The organism is Dolichospermum sp. UHCC 0260, from assembly GCF_009711985.1.
Lineage (GTDB): Bacteria > Cyanobacteriota > Cyanobacteriia > Cyanobacteriales > Nostocaceae > Dolichospermum > Dolichospermum lemmermannii.
In genome coordinates this window covers 1-19,007 of sequence record NZ_VIKZ01000070.1, presented here as the reverse complement: position 1 = coordinate 19,007, position 19,007 = coordinate 1, and the positions used below count along the sequence as shown (strand labels likewise).

Sequence of the window (19,007 nt, the reverse complement as noted above, 5' to 3'; positions counted from 1 at the left end):
CTGCCTAATGAAATCAGAGAAGCCCGATAATTCCAATTTTGTCTATCATCAATTTCAGACGATTTATTTACCAATTGCCCATATAACTCTACTTGGTTGGCATAATAACCCCGTAAATTTAAAAAATCATTGCAATGCCAAATCGCCTCAAATGCTGAGTCATAATCGGCTAATTGGTAAAAATGATAAAAGATTTCTAAATATTCCTGAATATCATCTTTAGTTTGCCAAGGTTGTTGTTTAGCAATTGACTGATAATAATTAATAGCTTGTTGATGTGCTGACCTCTGATCACCGGCTTTATATCGCACATATTCCAAAACCACAGGCTGAAACTCAAACCATCTGCCATCATCAATCAATTTTTCTGATAAAAAAGAACGCTTTACAAGATTTCTTAATTCCCTCTCAATCTCTGTTTCTGAACTTCCTAAACATACAGCTACCGCAGCCTTACTATTTACCGCACCACGATAAACACTAATATTTTGTAATAGAGACTTTAGCAACTCATTCAAACGCTCAAAACTGGCATCTAATACCAACACCATCCCCACATTTTCCCGACGGTGCTGGCCAACCACTTTTTTATCTGTTAATAATTGCTGCAAATTTCCCAAACCTAAATTTTCCAATCTTTTTAAATGCGGGTCTTGGGGATATTCTTCCTTTAATAAATCTGCCACAAATTGCAACAGCAACAGGGGAAACGCATCTAAATTTTATTGACAAAATACCGATTTAATGCGTAAACCAATAAATCCTCATTTATCGTTTGATTGATTTTTTCAGAGTCATAGTGATGGAATAAAATATTGTCAATAATGGTCGTTAATGCGAATATTTTGGTCATTATTGAGATTAAATTGCCCTTATTGATAAGATGCGTTTCCCCTGGCAACAGCAAGGGATAACCGTCTACTAATTTGACAAATTCCTCTAAATTTCCTTGAATACCTAAAGCTGTTAATAGTGCTACCCCATCTGCTATTTTTAAACCTGATAAGGGTAGCCATTGAAATCTTTTCGGTAATTCTGGTCTTTGTCTGGTGGTGACAATTACTTTACTTTTACCCCCACACTCTACCCAAGTTTTAAAAAAGTCTTCATAGAATTGACTTCCCCAAGTTCCATTTGTTTTTAAAAGACTTTCTAAGTTATCAATGATCAATAAATATTCATCGGATTGTAAACATTTCACCAAAGTTTGTAATAATTGTGTTTCTTGTTCTGGGACTCGAAAACCAAAATCTTGTAAAACTTGAGTAGCCACATCAGTAAAAATTGCCCCAGAACTCACATCAGCCCAAAAACGTTTTCTAAAACCTGCTATTGTTTCATCTTCATAAATATAGGCTGATAACATAGATTTGCCTATACCACCAATACCTTCAATACCAATTAGAGGAATATTTGGATTATTTAACCATTGTTTTAAATTGGCAATTTCTGCTGTTCTTCCTTGCCAATAAGCCAAACTTTTATTAGGGTTTCCCGCTTTGAAAATCCCCGGTGATTCTGATTTGGTGCTGCTTTCTAATATTGCTAATATTTCTTCCTGTTCAGCACCAAAAACAGCAAGATTAATTACTTTGGGTTGTTGTAAGTTCTACTAAAGTTGGGTTTAACAACATCACGTCCAGCATTAATCTGTGTACTCTCATCATAAGATTGAGCATTGACAACAGAAGAACCACCATCAGATTTTTGTTCTTCCAAAATCTTGGCAATTTCCTCTGCAAGTTCTGTATCTGCTTCCAAAATCTTCTTCAATTGTACCCGCAAACTTACTTGTAAATCTTCATCATCGGGATTTTTAGCTACATCCTCCGCTGCTTCTTTTGCTGCTTCCTTAGCTTCTACCTTCGGCCATAACTTAGCCCAAATCACTTTAGCACTATTCCAAACATCCTCACCGACTTTTTGAGATGCACCTTCTGCGGCTTTATTACCCATAGTCAGCAAAAAAGGCAGACAGGGAGCGAGAAACTTAACAATTACAGCAATATCCATGAATTTATGCGGTTTAACTACTGTTAGTTATACAGAGTCATGATAGCACATTCCTAACGGAGTCAATGTGTTTTAATAATAATTTAAATTGCTCCTTTGATAAACTCTTCTTAGCAAAAACAATGATTTAAATTCACAAAAACCGTAGAGTTGCAGAGTATGCGCCCTCAATTCCATCACCTCAAATCAACAACTAAATAATGACATTATCCAACATTGCCAGTAATAATAGATATTAGTAAAAAATCACATATTGATTACCAGCAAAGATGAAACGTCGTGACTTTATAAATTGGGTAGGATTAGGTTGTTTAGCGAGTTCCTTACCTGTCGCAATTGCAGCCTGTTCTCCCGAAACGAGTACATCTGCTAATGCTGCCACGAAAGGCTGGCAAAAAGTTGGTACTGTGGCACAATTAGACAAAACTGGGCAACTATTAGTAGAAAATTCAACCATTGGCGCAGTATTAGTAGTTGGCACATCTAAAGCCGCAAAAAATCTGATTGCTGTTAATCCTACCTGTACTCATCAAGGTTGTAGCATCGACTGGAACGCAAAACAAAGTAAATTTGTCTGTCCCTGTCATGGTGCAAAATTCGCTCCTGATGGTAAAGCACAAGAAGGTCCTGCTAAAAAACCGCTGAAAACTTACCAAGCTAAAATTGAAGGTGGTTCTATCTTAGTTAAAGCAACTTGACAATCTCCAGGCTGTCATCATACAGCAGATTTTGCTCTAATGAGGTACAAACTTGAATTATGAAACTCTTGTAGTGCGGGCATACTATGGCTAACGCCACGCTGCGCTATCGACAAGCTCAGTACAAGTCTTGCCCGCTAGATATGTACCTCATAGCAGGAATCAGGAGGAAAGAGGCAGAGGGAAATAATTTTCTGACTTTATTCCCTATTCCTTGCTATATCAGTTGTTATACAACGCATCAATTCAGTATGCACAGGTATTTTTGCTAATGTGATTATGTAAATTAAATACTGGACAACAAATTAAATTAAATTAAAATTATACAGATAACCCGTTAAATTAATAAGAGTTATTCATTTATACTTAGGTTCTATTAAAATGCGTCTAGAGCAGTTGCAAGCCTTTTTGGCGATCATTCAAACAGGTAGCTTTCAACAAGCAGCTAAACAATGTGGTGTGACTCAATCAACTATTAGTCGGCAAATTCAGGCATTAGAAGCAGATTTGGGCATAGAATTATTTCATCGCAGCACCCATGCCAAATTAACCTTAGGAGGTGAACGCTTACTTCCTCGTGTGCATAAAATCTGCCAGGAATGGGAATCTGCTACACAGGAATTAACAGATTTAATGGGGGGAAAGCAACCAGAACTATGTATTGCAGCAATTCATTCAGTCTGTGCTTCTTACCTACCACCAGTGTTACAAAAATTTTGTCATCATTATCCAGAGGTGCAATTGCGAGTCACATCATTAGGAAGCGATCGCTCTCTGAAAGTCCTCAAAGATGGTTTAGTAGACTTAGCAATTGTAATGCACAATCGCTTTTTAATCACCGGCAAAGAAATGGCCGTAGAATTGCTATATGAAGAACCCATAGAAGTCCTCATCGCAGCAAATCATCCCCTATCTGAATATGAATCTATCCCCTGGTTAGAGTTAATTCGTTATCCCCAAGTGGTATTTAAAGATGGTTATGGAATGCAACGTCTGATTCAAGATAAATTTGAACAGATGAAAGCTACACTCAAAGCAGCTTTAGAAGTAAATACCCTGGATGCCTTTCGGGGAGTAGTTCGTCAAGGAGAACTCATTGCCTTACTTCCCCAATCAGCATTAATAGAAGCCAGACATGATCCCACCCTGGCAGTTCGTCCCCTAGCCGAAAATAGTAATTTAGCTGATAATTCTAGTTTAACTCGTCGGGTAGTGATGGTAACAACTCAAGATCGTCTCCACATTCCCCCTATTCAATATTTTTGGCAACTTGTCAAAGATAATATTCCGGAAATAAAAAATTAAAAATAAACTATTACCTTTTTCCACTGACAACTGACAACTGACAACTAACAACTAACAAATGACTAATAAATTTAGAGAATTTATTCAAAAAGTAGGTAGTGGAACTCACACATCAGATAATTTAACTCGTGCTGAAGCCGCTACTGCAACAAAAATGATGTTATTAGGTGAAGCCACACCAGCGCAAATTGGCGCATTTTTAATTGCTCACCGCATTAAACGTCCCACAGGTGAAGAATTAGCAGGGATGTTAGACAGTTACTATGAAATCGGACCCAAATTGCTACCAATAGCCCAACCTGTCATAGTTTTGGGTGTACCCTATGATGGCAGAACCCGCACTGCACCAATTAATATAATTACGGCTTTATTATTAGCTGCTGCGGGACAACCTGTAATTATGCACGGAGGAGATCGCTTACCGACAAAATATGGTTTACCTTTAATCGAGATTTGGCAAGGTTTAGGAATAGATTGGACTGGTTTATCACTCGAACAAACCCAGCAGGTTTTTGAACAAACAGGAATCGGTTTTATTTACACACCTAAGCATTTTCCTTTAAATCAAACTTTGTGGGAATACCGTGAGCAATTGGGGAAACGTCCACCGTTAGCAACAATGGAGTTGATTTGGTGTCCATATACGAGTGATGCTCACATTATTGCCGGTTTTGTTCATCCACCCACAGAAGGAATGTTTCAGACTGCTTTGGGATTACGTGGGGTGAATAAATACACTTTTATCAAGGGTTTAGAGGGTAGTTGTGACTTACCACGCGATCGCACAGCTATCATTGGCTTATCTTCATCAAATCCAGAAGTATTAACCCGGCTACAACTCGCACCGAGTGAATATGGCTTTATCACTAAAAACGTTCCCCTAACTACCACAGAAGAACTCATTAAGGAAATGCAGGGGATTTTAACGGGAAAAACCAGCGAACTCAGCCAAACAGCCCTATGGAATGGTGGTTTTTATCTATGGCGCACTGGTATTTGTTCAGATATGCAAGCTGGTATAGACACAGCCACCGAATTAATTAGTAGTGGTGTATTAGCAGCTAAACTGCAACAAATTAATACTTTGCTGCAAAGATTTTAATCGGTAATTGGTGATAAAGTTTTTGTTCTCACCCTATTTATCCTGTTTATCCTTTAATCCTGGACATCCTGATTCAGACAAAAGCTTACCACTGAGAAGACTGAAGTTGATAATTTTTAACCGTAGATTCTACAAGAATTGGAACTAACTGCACAGCACAGGCTTTTAATTCCGGTTGGAGGGAATCAGGACAAGCTTCTGAATGGGTAAGCGTATTAGCTTCTGCATCATCATTCCACAGTTTACCCCAGTGCATAGGGATAAAGACAGTACCGGGAGAAATAGCTTTTGTAACTTTGGCTGGAAACTTAGTTGTACCACGACGCGATCGCACCTCTAACCACTGATTATCAATAATACCCAAAGCAGCAGCATCACGGGGATGAATCTCAATAAACGGTTGTGGGTGCAGTTTGCGAATTTTCTCAATTCTGCCGGTGCGTGTTTGTGTATGCCAATGCCCGTACAATCTACCAGTAGTTAATATAAAAGGATAATTTTCATCAGGTGGTTCAGCAAGTCCTTTAGAATAATATGCACCAAACTTAGCGCGTCCATCAGGTGTATGAAATCGCAAATTAGTATATAAACGTTTAGTTTCTGAATTACTACCCTGTGCATAAGGCCAATGAGTTGGACCTTGTGCGGCTAAAAACCCATGACTTAAACCCGACATATCACAAGGACGCTGACGAGTTAATTGGACAAGTTCCTGATAAACTGCGGCGGAATTTTGGAAATTAAACTTATCATTAAAACCTAATCTTCTTCCCACTTCTGCGAAAATTTCCCAATCAGGTTTTGCTTCTCTGGGTGGTTCACGAAAAGCCGAACATAGCGTTACCATTCTTTCCGAATTCGTCATAATCCCAGTTTTTTCACCCCACTGTGCCGCAGGTAACAAAACATGAGCATAAGCTGATGTTTCCGTAGGGTAATAAGCATCTTGATAGATAGTAAAAGGAGATTTTAACAACGCCTTTTTAGTTCTTTCTAAATCGGGCATACTCACAGCCGGATTAGTGGCAGCAATCCACAATAAACCCACATTTCCAGTTTCTAAACCAGTGATCATTTCCCAAGCAGTTAAACCAGGAACAGGGGAAATTTGTCCTCTTTCCAAACCCCAAAAATCCTCAACTTCTGCGCGATGTTGGGCATTTTTTACCAACCGATAACCCGGTAATAAATGGGCTAACCCTCCCGCTTCTCTGCCACCCATAGCATTAGGTTGACCAGTCAAAGAAAAAGGACCAGCACCAGGTTTACCGATTTGTCCCGTCATTAAATGTAAATTAATAATAGTTCTAACTTTAGCCGTACCTTCTGAAGATTGATTAACACCCATTGACCATAAAGAAAGTACAGATTTTGCTTTTCCCCAATATTTAGCAGCGGTTTCTAAATCTTCAATACTAATACCACAACGACTCGCCACAACTTCCGGCGAATAATGCCGAATTACCTCAGCATAAGCCGGAAAATTGCTAGTACAATCATCAATAAAAGCTAGATCAACATAATTCCATTTCATTAATAAATGGGCAATACCATTTAACAAATCAATATCTGTACCTGGACGAATAGCTAAATGTAAATCGGCTGCTTCGGCTGTGGGAGTCCGCCGAGGGTCAACCACAACCATTTTAACATGGCGATTTTTTTTATGATATTTTGCTAACTTATTAAAAATAATGGGATGACATTCTGCTGTATTTGTACCAATTAAAAAAGCACAATCAGTTAATTCTAAATCATCGTAACAGCAAGGAGGACCATCAGCACCAAAACTTTGAATATACCCAGATACCGCACTAGACATACACAACCGGGAATTAGCATCGAAATTATTAGTTCCTAAACAACCTTTAAGTAACTTTTGAGCAATATAATAATCTTCTGTTTGAAATTGTCCAGAACCATACATACAGATAGAATCTGTGGCTTGATTCAATCTCAATGTTTGAATCCGGTGGGTAATAATATCAAAAGCTTCATTCCAACTCACACGCCGAAATTCTGCATCTAAAGAATCGCGCACCATGGGATAATGTAATCTACTTTTATCCAAAGATTCAGCAATAGTTGCACCTTTAACACATACCATTCCTTGACTAGAAGGATGGGATTTATCACCCCTAACTCGCCAAATAGGAATTCCTTCACTATCTCGATTTGTGGCTTTTCCATGTTGGGCTGGTGGAGAAACTTCTAAACCGCAACCAACACCGCAATAAGGACAAAGTGTTTTGGTAAATTCTGTCATAATATTTGCAGGTTTAAAAAGTTATTTCGCGCAATCTCTCTTAGAGATCCCGCAGGGTAGACGCTAAGGAGCAAAGTTATGATAAACGAACCACAGAGGCACAGAGGACACAGAGATAATTTCATAAGAGGAGAAATATTTTTAATTTCTAGTTTTTATTTTCTTACCTTTGCGCCTTTGCGTGAGATAATTATTCTTCTATTAAAACAGATTGATGATTAATTATTTCTCCTTCATTTTCATTATCAGATGCAAATGAATTTTTTGGTTCTTTGAGGAAGAATCCACACATAAAGGCGCAAATCATGGCGGCTATTCCCATGGTGGCAAATAGGGTTGATGGGTCTGTTAAACTATAGATTGTTAGATAAACTACGCCGCCAAAGTTGCCGTAAGCACCGACGTTTCCGGCTATTTGTCCGGTTGCTTCTTTTTTGATTAATGGCACTATTCCGTAAGTTGCACCACAACCAGCTTGAGCAAAGTAAGCCGCAAACATGGTGACAGCAATTGCGAGGGGGATAGGCCAATCTTTGTTAATGAAATGTGCCATTAAATAACCTATTGCAATCCCCGCAGAAACTATTGTCATTGTCCATTTACGCGAACCTAATTTATCGGAAATTAAACCACCACTGGGACGAGAAACTAGGTTAAGAAAGGGATAAATGGAGGCAATCATGCCGGCGACAATATGTTCTAAACCAAAGGTTTTTTCAAAGAATGCCGGGAGCATGGAAACGGCTGCAAGTTCTGAACCAAAGTTGGTAATGTAGGTAAATTCTAATAATGCTACTTGACCGAATTGATAACGTTGATTTGCTGGGTAGGTTTTTTTTCCTGTTAGTAATTCGTGATTGACTTGATATGCTTGGTAAGTTTGGTAAGCAAATAATCCTGCTAATACAATCCAAACTATATACATTTGGCTAAGTGTGAGGAAATGAATTTTCTTTTGTTCTAGTCTCCAAGCTAATAAACCCAATGCGAATATTAAACCAAGGTTGGAAACAATCAACGCCCAAAAGCTTTTAATAGAAGTTACTTCTAATGAGCCATTTTTCTTGGGTTTTTGATAAACTTTACCGCTGGGTGTATCTTGAACGCTTTTAAAGTAGAATAATCCGTAAATTGCAGTGACAATTCCTGTTAAGGCAATTGTTAATCTCCAGTTAGAACCGCTACCACCTAAAAAGCTGGTTGCAATTGCAATTGTTGGTAATGCAAATTCTGCTCCAAATGCTCCAAAGTTACCCCAACCGCCATAAATACCCTGGGCAATTCCCATTTCTTTGGGAGGAAACCATTCGGCTACCATGCGGATTCCTACCACAAATCCAGAACCGACTATTCCCATTAATAAGCGACTAATAACTAGTTGGTTAAAGTCTTGGGCTAATGCTGTTGCTAAACAAGGAACAACTGCAAACATTAATAGGAGGGAATAGGTAATTCTTGGCCCGAATTTATCCAATAACATCCCAATAATTAGACGGGCCGGAATTGTTAATGCTAGGTTACAAATTCCTAATGTTTTAATTTGTTCAGGAAGTAAATGTAATTCTTTTCCAATTGTGGTAGCGAAGGGGGCAAAGTTAAACCAACAAACAAAGGTTAGGAAAAATGCAAACCATGTCTGATGTAGTATGCGATAGCGTCCTTGGAATGAAAATAATCCTTTTAACATTTCTTTTCTCGCTAAATAATTGAATTTCTGAAAAATTGGATATAAAAATCCAAGGACAATTATGAAATTGCCTAAATTGATGATTTATCAAACGCGGATAAACGCAGATAAACGCGGATGATTTGATGTCTAGTTATTGAGGTTAAATTATTGCTGGTTCTCGCAATTTTGCCCCAAATTTGGTAATTAGTATTTCTCTTAATATGGGCTGTAAGTCTTCGCAGGGAATACTTTTTTGCACACAAGTTCCTAAATGTGCGTCTTTCCCCACTGTTCCACCCATGTAAATGTCTACACCTTCCAACATTTTGCCATTTTTACGCACTTTAGTTCCCATTAAGCCAATATCGGCTACTTGGGGCTGTCCACAGGAGTTAGGGCATCCTGTCCAATGAATTCGCACAGGACGTGATAAAGTTAGTTCAGATTCCAATGATTTAATTATTGATAGGGCGCGATTTTTGGTTTCTATTAAGGCAAAGTTGCAAAATTGTGCGCCTGTACATGATACTAGCGATCGCATTAATAAGCCAGGATTAACTGAAAATTTCTCTAATACTGATTCTGTGAAAAATGCTGTTAAACTGGAATCAGGAATATTTGGGATAATGATATTTTGTTCAACGGTAAACCGGATTTCTCCACTTCCGTAAACTTCCGCTAATCTGGCAATTTCCAACATATCATCAGCAGACAATCTGCCGACGGGAATATTTAAACCTGCGTAGTTAAATCCAGGTTGTTTTTGTTTATATATGCCCACATGATCCCGTTTTTCCCAGTCAATTTCATCTTTTGCTGCTGCGGGTAATAATGATTTTCCAACTCGCTTTTCTACTTCAGCACGGAATTTTTCTATCCCCCATTCATCAAGTAACCACATTAATCGGGCTTTTAGTCTATTTGCACGTAAGCCATGATCTCGGAAAATCTCGACAATGACTTTGCATAATGATACAACTTCGGCGGGAGATACCCAAACATTGAGAGGAATAGCAGCTTCACAACGTTTTGCCGAAAATAAGCCGCCGACAATGACGTTAAACCCAAAGATTGGTACTTCGTTTTCATTTCTCCAAAAAGCGGGAATAAAGGCTAAATCGTTAATTTCTGCATGAACGGAATTATCTCTTCCTCCAGTAATTGCAATATTAAATTTGCGGGGAAGATTGCTAAATTCTGGATTACCTTCACCGTTGTTAGTCAGCATATCCTGGATTTGCTGCACTAATTCTCTGGTATCATAAAACTCATCTGCATCTAAGCCAGCTACAGGATCACCTGTAATATTACGGACGTTATCCATCCCTGATTGGATAGTAGTCAATCCGACTTTGTGAAATTTATTAAAGATATCGGGGATATCTTCAAAGTTGATCCCGCGTAGTTGTATATTCTGTCTAGTGGTAATATCGGCGCTGCCATTTTCACCGTAACGCTGTACCACTTCTGCTAAAACTGACAATTGACTGCTGTTGAGAATACCGTTAGGTAGACGCATTCGCATCATGAATTTACCGGGAGTGACTGGACGGAAAAATACACCTAACCATTTTAGGCGATGGTTGAGGTCGTTTTCGTCCATTGCTTCCCAACCAATTTGGGCAAAATTTTCTATTTCGTTTTTAACTACGAGTCCGTCTTTTTCGGCTTTGAATTTCTCGAATTTATTGAGTTTATCTGTGGTAGTTGCTGTTTCTATCATTATGCTTTTTTTGGGGAAACAGGACTGAATTAACTGTGTATCCGTGTTCTTATCGGTTCTGTACTTGCCACTTTGGGGAAATAACTGATAGTAGTTTCCTGGTTGGTGGTGTAACAGTTTCGATATTGTTACGTTAGTGTGATTTTTCATAACAGTTCGTATAGTAGGTTACTAAATTTGAGTAATTATGCAAAAAACGGATATATTAATTGCGATTTTTGCATAATAAGTGTGAGTTTATGGATATAAGCGATAATAATTGTATCAATATATATTTTCTTGCATTTTTAGCTAATAAAAATTAATGTAATTTAATTTATCAGTATTAAATATAAAAGCCTTGATTTAGCGATAAAAAAGTAATAAAAAGCGGGTATATTTATTACACATTTTTTAATGTATTTGGATTTATACGGAGATATGCAATATATAAATTCAATATTTTTCCTAAGTATTAAATATGTTGTAGCATTTTAATATTATTCTATGGTACTATAAATACTACATCAGTTTTCATGTGTTTATACTTGACTCTGATTCATACAGTTCTTTACGTCTTTGTATTTACTCTTAGAAGTGATTGAGTAAAGCAAAATTAGTATGTGGTTAATTGACGTGAAAAATAGCTGTAATTACCAGTAATATTTACAGGATTAAAAGCAATGACAAAACTAGGAGTAGATAGTCTCAATTCAACTGTTGAAGCTATCATAAACAATGAAAAAGAAAGAGGTACGATTATAGCAATTGCTACTTATACAGATCGTCAGCAAGTGTGTTTTTTAAAGCTAGGAAAAGATCAAAAGAAAGATCATGGAGAATGGATTCCTGTATCTGCTTTAGCTGGCTTCAAAAATCCTCTGCCACCCGTAAATGATTCAGATTCAGCCAAAAAACAAGCAAAAGAAGATATTGACTTTTTACTTAGTTACACTCAAAAAATTAGCAGAGATATTAGCAATAAAGTTTCCTCTGATCTGGAATTAATCTCTAAAGCAATTAAAGAGTTCCAAATATTAGCAGAAGAAGATATAACAGATAAAGAAAATATTTCTTTAGCTAAATCTAAACAATGGTTGAATGAATTAATAGAAAAATTTGGTAAAACCATTGATAGTATTACGGATACGATTAATCGCTACTTGAATAAATATTGGCTACCACGTTTAGTCAGCGTTTTTAATAAATTAGCAGATGCAGAATTAGCAAAAGCAAAACAAGAAGTAATAGATTTGCGAAAAGAATATCCTGATTATAAACCTTCACAAATTGCTCAAGAATTAATCACCGAAAAAACTATTTTTGCTACAACAACTGGAATTATTTCTGATGGATTAAAAATAGTAAATCCTATAATTGCAGAAATAGTTGATTTAACTAAGAATGTAGGTTTATTAGTAGAAATTGTTTATCAAATAGGTATTACCTATGGGTTTGAAGAAATAGAAGATGGGGAAATTCTAGGTATTCTTGCTACAGCATTCACAGCAGAAAGATTGAGACAGCTAGGATTAGAAATTTTGTTAAAACAAGTTCCATTTGTTAATTTAATGATTACTGCTTCAAGCAATATTGCTTTATTTCAATTAGTAGGATTTACGGCTTGTAAATATTATGAAGCTAAAGCTAATAAAGAAGCTAATCCTTTAACTTCTAAAGAAGCATATTTGAAGCTGGAAAAACAATTAGACGCTTATCTGACAGAGACTTTAAGTGAAAAAGAAAACCTAAATCAATTATCACTTAAAGTGATAGCAATTAGACAAGAAGTAGTTATGTAGTTAAATTAAGTAACAATTTGACTACATAACAATCCTAAATAATTTCCAAACAACAAGATCCCCGACTTCTTTAAGAAGTCGGGTATCTGAAACTCTAGCATCACCAAACTAAAAAATGCTACAATACATAACAACAGAAAATTTAAAGAGTCATTTGCTATAATTGTACTTAATAATAGTTATTTGAGGTAAGTTACTATGATTACAAAACAAATGATTCAAGAGAAACTCAAAAATTTAACAGAAGAACAACTTAATCAAGTTTATGGGATTATTGAACAGTTAAGCGATGCAGAAAATGCTGTTAAAAAACCTAGTCTCATGTCCAAATTACGAAAGATTAAAATTGATGCTCCTGAAGATTTCTCGATTCAAGTGAGTGTTAGTTTAGGGAGAGATACAAGTGAGGGATAAAATTTTTGTTGATACGCTGTTTATTGTAGCCTTAATAAACAAACGGGATCAATATCATCTCAAAGCTTTAGAATTAGCTCAAAAATTTGAAAATTATCCTTTGATAACCACTGATGCAATTTTATTAGAAGTTGGTAATGCTTTATCGAGTAATTATAAAAGTGAAGCAGTTGAATTAATGGAAACTTTTTTAAATTCTGATGATATAGAAGTTATCCGGTTAAATCCTGAATTATTTGAAGAAGCATTAAATTTATATAAACAACATCAAGATAAATCTTATGGGTTAGTTGATTGTGTTTCTTTTGTGGTCATGAAAAAATATAAAGTTACTCAAGCTTTAACTTTTGATAAGCATTTTATTCAAGCTGGGTTTCAAGCATTAATGAGATAATAAAGATTTTCCTAAACTAACATTATTAACAGGTTTTACAATAATCCAGTCATAAGTTTTGACTTCTTTTGCTCCTGGTATTGAATCTCCCCATTGTGTTAATTCTTGAAAAACGGCTGATGATATGATAATTTATCCATAAAGTTGTTCTACTAATTGGATTTTTCCCTATAGCTGATAGATTAGTAATACAGCGGTTTCCGCTCTTATGAGGTACAAAGTTGAATCATGAAACTCTTGTAGTGCGGGCATACTATGGCTAACGCCACGCTGCGCTATCGACAAGCTCAGTACAAGTCTTGCCCGCTAGATATGTACCTCATAACACCGGGAAGTGCTGTAGGTGAAGTATTGCTAACTATGATCATAAATTTTAGATAATTCCCAAGTTTTTTAAATCAACATCTAAATCAGTTTCATCATAATGAATATTAATGTTTCTAATGATAGTGATTTATTGAGAGTTGAAGAATTAAGTTTAGAGAATTGGTAACAGGAAGATGGCAGTTTTGGGCGGTTTTACGTTTCTGTACACATTTTGGCGATTTCCCGCCCACCTATTAGGCGGTTATATTAATTAATACTTAAAATAAGTCCTTCACGAGCTAGTAATGCTTTAGGGAATACTGACTGAATTTCAGTTTGAACATGATCAAGAAAATCATCATCATCAGAATGATGATAGGAGATTACTAACCGTTTTACTCCAGCTTTCTGAGCCACTAGGAGTAGGAATCAAACCACGTACAAGAATCGCACCTGAAATAGATCAGATTCACCAGCAAGAGTAGGACTTAGTTGTTCAGGAGCATAAATTTGAGAATCGGACAACTCAAAATTTAACATTTTATTGAAAATTAGAGCTTACTGAGGAGATCATCATAATGTCGCACTTCTAATAACTGGTTTTTTTCACCCACAATTACAACAGTCGGAGAGTAACATTTTAACTCTTCTATAGTAAACTGCCCGTAAGTCATGATAATCAAGCGATCGCCAACCACGCCTAAACGTGCCGCTGCTCCATTTAATTCAATCGCTCCTGAATTAGCGGGAGCAGGTATGGCATAAGTAATAAAACGCTCACCATTAGCAATATTCACTACTTGTACCTGCTCATAGAGGAATATACCAGCTTTTTTCAGGAGAACCTCGTCAATGCTGATACTACCCACATAGTTAATATTTGCTGCTGTGAGCGTACAGTTATGAATTTTTGCCGATAAGAGAGTGCGCTGCATTTGAGTTTAAATTTTTTTTTGCAACCAGTAAGAATTTTGGGAATTAGACTCAGTAGGTTGTTACTGATTGTCCCACAATTATTGCTTTGGTGGGTAATGAGTAATTTACATTACCACTACCCATAATCTATTATGCTTTAGCTTTAGCTGCTTGAATGAACTTTTCCACCAAGGGAGCTACCTTATCCACATCCTGCCAACCGAGAATTTGCGTGACCTTTTTTTCCAAATTTTTATAACTACGGAAAAATTCAGCAATTTCTTCTAGTCGGTGAGGGGATATGTCTTTGAGAGACTTTACATGAGCATAGCGCGGATCTTTATCGGGAACACAAAGAATTTTTTCATCACGATCGCCACCATCAATCATTTCCAAATAACCAACTGGTCTAGCCGCAATCACGCAACCGGGAAATGTTGGTTCATCCATCATTACCATACCATCTAACGGATCGCCATCATCAGCTAAGGTATTAGGGATAAAACCATAATCATAAGGATACTTGACCGAAGAATAGAGAACCCGATCTAAAGCAAATGCTTGTAAATCCTTATCGTATTCGTATTTATTTTTACTTCCGCCAGCAATTTCAATCAGGACATTAATTACACCTGGCTTTGGTTGGGCAGGAATCAAAGATAAATCCACAACAAAACTCCTTTACTAAAAGTGAATAAGCGGTAGCAGCCATTTTCGCTCCCAGTGTAAGATTCTAAGGCATTGTGGATCTCTTCCCCCAGATTCCTGCTAAAAATCTTGGCGAATTTCACAAATGATCAAAAAAAAGCAGAGAAAAAAACTCCCTGCCCATTATCCTCTGCTTTGACTCCTAAATTCTGCTGTATATTTTAATCTCCGGGAATAGATAGGTTATAGCTTAAGGATGGCTGATTGTTTTCAACATTTACTGAAGAATAGTGGGCGATGATAAATACTGGTAAAGTGAGGGTGATCAAAGCGATCACTGTTCCCACAATGTCTGCCAAACGTTGGGAATATGTATCGGAAGAATGGGCAGACTGGCTATTTAAATTCATACAAGGTTGCAATTAATCAGAATCACGAGTGGGTTGACTCCCTGGAAAAGAGGGTCTACACCATTCTAACTATTTTTTTACTATAAACCGTAATGTCAGGGATAACTGACATTTTTGATCCTTCAGAAATTCCGTAGGGGCGCAGGTCTTGCGTCCAATTAGATTAGTCCCTGCGCCCAAGATTATGCAGCCACTTTTTGTCCTGTAGTTGATTCTTCAGGTTGTGGTGACTCTTGTTTTTCTTGATTTCCTTGTTCTGAATCACTGCTGGGTTGAACTATTTGGAGGTGAATATTATTCACTTGATTAATAAATAGTTCTATTGCCTGACTTACTCTTTGTTGTTGTTTACCTTCTTCGGAAATATCATAACAACGATAGGCTGGGCTAATTCCCAAAATAAACTTTTCCTGTTCAGCTTCTAATAATTCAACGGCTTTGTTAGCAGCCATCCAATTTTTTTCAAAAGGAAATGAGGTAACGATACTAGCAACAATGGAAGCAACGGCTGGGCAAATAACAGGCAGCCATTTTAACCAGCTTTGTCCTGCTTCTAATTTATCCACCAACACTAAAATTGGTGTGACACCTGACAAAATAACGGTAGAAATTTGCAAAACATAGTAAAGAGTTCTGGCGAGATTTCGAGAACTTTTATAATCATCAATCAACTCTTGACAATATTCTAAAGCTTTAGCTCGTGCTGGTAAAACTGTATTATAGTCCAATGTAGTGCCATTGCTTAATAGAGAGGTATAGAGTTCAGCTTTTTTGGAAAGCTCAGTTTTTTGTGATTCCTTTTGAGCATTCTTCACAGATTGTCTATTGAAGATAAACAAACCAAGAGCAACAGTTAAAGCAACGGATGCAGCAGTTATATATTGTTGATCACTAGAACCAACATAAATGATGAAAATTGATGTGATAGCAACTGCGGCTAATAAATAATCAATCAACTTGAAAAAAAACAGCATATTTTTTCCTGGTGTGGTTATTGTCGGAATGTTGAATTGATGATTGGAAACCCCGTTGTAAAAATATTTTCACAACCAAAGATCTATATTACACGAAAGTAACATTATTGACAAGTTGCCAGGACTAGCAATATTTTTCAGAAAAAAGGTTAAGATCCGGATTTTCCAGTTGTTTTCAAGGATACAGATATAAATAAAGTTTAAATTTAATTAAGTTGATGAAAAATTTCCATCAACTTGTGCATTTAATAAATGAACCTACTGTAAATTCACAAATCAAATCGCAGTGCTGTATCTTTTGCGCGTAGCTATGGCTAACACTAACACCAAAAATGTTAAAACTCCTGCTAGATATAAAGGATAGCTGTATGTAATGGGTTGAGATTGTTGAACTATCATCCCAGCAATCACTGGGCCAATACCGTTGGAAATACTTAAATAGGATGCGTTTAATCCTAATACGGTTCCCTGATCTTGCGGTTGAGCATTGAGAGAAATCAATGTACTAATCATGGGTTGGACTAGGGCGTTAAACAGTGCAAATAATATGCTAACTACGACAAAATAAGTGATGCTAGGCCAAACAGGCATTAATATAAATGATAAACTGCGAACAAATAAGCCTAAAAATAATATTTTGACAACATTAAATTTACGACGAAGAATAGATACTCCCCAAGTTTGCATAACTACTCCTAATGTGCCAAAAACTAAAAATAAGAGTGTTAAAGATTTATTATTTTGATCTAAAACTTGAATAAAATAGGGTTGAAATGCGTAGGTAAACATGGTAAATGTTGTCCCTGTGCAAAAGTTAATAAATAATAAAATGCCAATGCCTGGCATAGCAAATCCTTTAATTAAATTATCTAACCCTAAATCAAAGATGTTTGTGGATTTTGGAGATTTATTTTGGATAGTTTCTGGTAATAAAAATATTGTCATTAACATCCCGGTAAGAGCAACTGCACCGGAAACTAAAAATGCTGTTCCTAAAGAAATTTGCTGTGCTACTAAACTAGTCGCTGGGCCAAGAACAAAGCCTAATCCCATTGCTGCACCATAAATCCCAAATGCCTGAGCGCGATCTTTTTGACTGGTAACATCAGAAATAACGGCTTGGGCAACAGAAGCATTTCCGCCTGTGATACCATCTAAAAATCTGGCGAAAAATAGTAAAGTTGCTGTTGTGGCAGTTCCGGCTATGGTATTAGCAATTACTGTTCCGGCTAAACTGATTATTAATAATGGTTTCCGTCCAAATCTGTCGGAAAGTTTACCAATTACAGGAGTGGCGAAAAATTGAGCAATGGAATATGTTGAGAATAATAAACTGGTTTGGAAATCATTTAAACCAAATTGTTTACCATAAAGATAAATTATGGGGATTAAAATTGTAAAACTTAGGGAGTTAATAAAGGCAATTAAGGCAGTAATCCAAAAAATTCGGTTCATTGTTAATTAAATATATTTATCTTTAGTCATCCTATCATTCACTGGACTTTTACTTACTGCCTATGAAATTTAAATTACAGAGATTTTTTCAGCAGCCGGGAAAACACTTGCATTCACGAGTTTATATTCAAATTCACAATGGACAATTCACAATTATCGGTATGGGTGCATGGCATTCCTATTGGCATGATCCTTACCATTTGTTGCTGACGATTCTTTGGATGGGCTTTTTTCTGCTGATTTGTGGTTTTTATGTGGCTATTAATACTTTATTTGCTTTTGCTTACTGGTTGGGAGGAAATTGCATTGCCAATGCTCAACCGGGTTCTTTTGTAGATGCTTTTTTCTTCAGTGTACAAACTTTGGCATCTATTGGTTATGGGGCAATGTATCCTACTAGACTTTATGCAAATATTATTGTGACTATTGAAGCGATAATTGGTGTGAGGGGAATTGCTTTAATGATTGGGTTGGCATTTGCTCGGTTTTCCCGTCCGACTGCTCGTGTGATGTTTAGTCGTGTGGCAGTAATTACACAGCATGAGGGAATGCCAACTTTAATGTTTCGCACTGCTAATCAGCGCCGGAATATGATTCTAGCGGCACAGATGGGGGTGTATTTGATGCGTGATAAGATCACCCTAGAAGGTGAATTGATGCGGAAAATCTATGATCTGAAACTTATCAGAAATCAGACACCTAGTTTTTCTTTATCTTGGACGGTGATGCACATTATTAATGAGTCTAGTCCTTTTTATGGGATGACATCGGCATTATTAAGTCAAACTCAGGCTTTGCTGATGATTTCTATGAGTGGGATTGATGAAACAGTGGCACAGGTTGTCGATGCTCGTTATACTTACTGAAAGAGAATTGTATAATTTTATATTATTAAAATCAAGCTACACAAAGGCTTATCAATTTCTGTTTGTAC

Annotated in this window: 18 protein-coding genes and 1 pseudogene; 7 read left to right on the top strand and 12 right to left on the bottom strand. The window is 36.7% G+C overall.

Features of this window, described 5'->3' with window-relative positions; translation table 11 throughout:
- The 3 genes and pseudogenes from FJR08_RS20600 to FJR08_RS20590 form a co-directional block, all read right to left on the bottom strand.
- A pseudogene (locus tag FJR08_RS20600) lies at window positions 1–686 on the bottom strand (transcriptional regulator); the annotation flags it as partial.
- Between the two features lie 29 nt (window positions 687–715).
- A complete protein-coding gene (locus tag FJR08_RS20595; RefSeq protein ID WP_168634391.1) occupies window positions 716–1,477 on the bottom strand; it encodes an NB-ARC domain-containing protein in 762 nt (253 codons plus the stop codon).
- 110 nt (window positions 1,478–1,587) lie between these two features.
- Window positions 1,588–2,013, bottom strand: a complete 426-nt coding sequence (locus FJR08_RS20590; protein ID WP_168634390.1) for a hypothetical protein — start codon at window positions 2,011–2,013, stop codon at window positions 1,588–1,590.
- 269 nt (window positions 2,014–2,282) lie between these two features.
- On the opposite strand from FJR08_RS20590, the gene FJR08_RS20585 reads away from it, so the two are divergent.
- The 3 genes from FJR08_RS20585 to FJR08_RS20575 all read left to right on the top strand — a co-directional run bounded on the left by FJR08_RS20585 (window position 2,283) and on the right by FJR08_RS20575 (window position 5,118).
- Window positions 2,283–2,711: a ubiquinol-cytochrome c reductase iron-sulfur subunit gene (locus FJR08_RS20585; RefSeq protein ID WP_168634389.1), complete on the top strand. Its 429-nt coding sequence runs from the start codon at window positions 2,283–2,285 to the stop codon at window positions 2,709–2,711.
- 381 nt (window positions 2,712–3,092) lie between these two features.
- On the top strand, window positions 3,093–4,016 hold the full coding sequence (locus FJR08_RS20580) for a LysR family transcriptional regulator (RefSeq protein WP_015081555.1): 924 nt from the start codon (window positions 3,093–3,095) through the stop codon (window positions 4,014–4,016).
- A gap of 58 nt (window positions 4,017–4,074) precedes the next feature.
- Window positions 4,075–5,118 (top strand): anthranilate phosphoribosyltransferase family protein, encoded by a 1,044-nt coding sequence (locus FJR08_RS20575; protein ID WP_168634388.1) that lies wholly within the window; start codon window positions 4,075–4,077, stop codon window positions 5,116–5,118.
- Between the two features lie 85 nt (window positions 5,119–5,203).
- Here FJR08_RS20575 and FJR08_RS20570 read toward each other — a convergent pair whose 3' ends face one another.
- The 3 genes from FJR08_RS20570 to FJR08_RS20560 all read right to left on the bottom strand — a co-directional run bounded on the left by FJR08_RS20570 (window position 5,204) and on the right by FJR08_RS20560 (window position 10,776).
- The gene (locus tag FJR08_RS20570) at window positions 5,204–7,384 is read right to left on the bottom strand and encodes a molybdopterin oxidoreductase family protein (protein ID WP_168634387.1); all 2,181 of its coding nucleotides are present in this window, start codon (window positions 7,382–7,384) and stop codon (window positions 5,204–5,206) included.
- Window positions 7,385–7,574: 190 nt separating this feature from the next.
- Window positions 7,575–9,071 (bottom strand): NarK family nitrate/nitrite MFS transporter, encoded by a 1,497-nt coding sequence (locus FJR08_RS20565; protein WP_015081558.1) that lies wholly within the window; start codon window positions 9,069–9,071, stop codon window positions 7,575–7,577.
- Window positions 9,072–9,213: 142 nt separating this feature from the next.
- On the bottom strand, window positions 9,214–10,776 hold the full coding sequence (locus FJR08_RS20560; protein ID WP_168634386.1) for a ferredoxin--nitrite reductase: 1,563 nt from the start codon (window positions 10,774–10,776) through the stop codon (window positions 9,214–9,216).
- Between the two features lie 662 nt (window positions 10,777–11,438).
- Here FJR08_RS20560 and FJR08_RS20555 point away from each other — a divergent pair.
- The 3 genes from FJR08_RS20555 to FJR08_RS20545 all read left to right on the top strand — a co-directional run bounded on the left by FJR08_RS20555 (window position 11,439) and on the right by FJR08_RS20545 (window position 13,365).
- Window positions 11,439–12,557 (top strand): hypothetical protein, encoded by a 1,119-nt coding sequence (locus FJR08_RS20555; RefSeq protein ID WP_168634385.1) that lies wholly within the window; start codon window positions 11,439–11,441, stop codon window positions 12,555–12,557.
- Window positions 12,558–12,755: 198 nt separating this feature from the next.
- A complete protein-coding gene (locus FJR08_RS20550) occupies window positions 12,756–12,971 on the top strand; it encodes a hypothetical protein (protein ID WP_168634384.1) in 216 nt (71 codons plus the stop codon).
- Entirely contained in the window at window positions 12,961–13,365 is a 405-nt protein-coding gene (locus tag FJR08_RS20545; protein ID WP_168634383.1) for a type II toxin-antitoxin system VapC family toxin, read from the top strand. The genes FJR08_RS20550 and FJR08_RS20545 overlap by 11 nt, the downstream gene beginning before the upstream one ends.
- A gap of 573 nt (window positions 13,366–13,938) precedes the next feature.
- Here the strand turns inward: FJR08_RS20545 and FJR08_RS20540 are convergent.
- The 6 genes from FJR08_RS20540 to FJR08_RS20515 all read right to left on the bottom strand — a co-directional run bounded on the left by FJR08_RS20540 (window position 13,939) and on the right by FJR08_RS20515 (window position 18,073).
- Window positions 13,939–14,088 carry a hypothetical protein gene (locus tag FJR08_RS20540; protein ID WP_371260363.1) on the bottom strand — a complete coding sequence of 50 codons (150 nt, stop codon included), beginning with the start codon at window positions 14,086–14,088 and terminating at the stop codon, window positions 13,939–13,941.
- 134 nt (window positions 14,089–14,222) lie between these two features.
- The gene (gene panD, locus FJR08_RS20535; protein ID WP_015081562.1) at window positions 14,223–14,606 is read right to left on the bottom strand and encodes an aspartate 1-decarboxylase; all 384 of its coding nucleotides are present in this window, start codon (window positions 14,604–14,606) and stop codon (window positions 14,223–14,225) included.
- Window positions 14,607–14,736: 130 nt separating this feature from the next.
- Window positions 14,737–15,255, bottom strand: a complete 519-nt coding sequence (locus tag FJR08_RS20530; protein ID WP_015081563.1) for an inorganic diphosphatase — start codon at window positions 15,253–15,255, stop codon at window positions 14,737–14,739.
- 200 nt (window positions 15,256–15,455) lie between these two features.
- The gene (locus tag FJR08_RS20525) at window positions 15,456–15,644 is read right to left on the bottom strand and encodes a hypothetical protein (protein WP_041458148.1); all 189 of its coding nucleotides are present in this window, start codon (window positions 15,642–15,644) and stop codon (window positions 15,456–15,458) included.
- A gap of 182 nt (window positions 15,645–15,826) precedes the next feature.
- On the bottom strand, window positions 15,827–16,618 hold the full coding sequence (locus tag FJR08_RS20520) for a DUF4231 domain-containing protein (RefSeq protein ID WP_015081564.1): 792 nt from the start codon (window positions 16,616–16,618) through the stop codon (window positions 15,827–15,829).
- A gap of 276 nt (window positions 16,619–16,894) precedes the next feature.
- On the bottom strand, window positions 16,895–18,073 hold the full coding sequence (locus FJR08_RS20515; RefSeq protein ID WP_168634382.1) for an MFS transporter: 1,179 nt from the start codon (window positions 18,071–18,073) through the stop codon (window positions 16,895–16,897).
- Window positions 18,074–18,135: 62 nt separating this feature from the next.
- Here FJR08_RS20515 and FJR08_RS20510 point away from each other — a divergent pair, with 62 nt between their 5' ends.
- Entirely contained in the window at window positions 18,136–18,939 is an 804-nt protein-coding gene (locus tag FJR08_RS20510) for an ion channel (protein WP_168634381.1), read from the top strand.
- The last annotated feature ends 68 nt before the right edge of the window (window positions 18,940–19,007 follow it).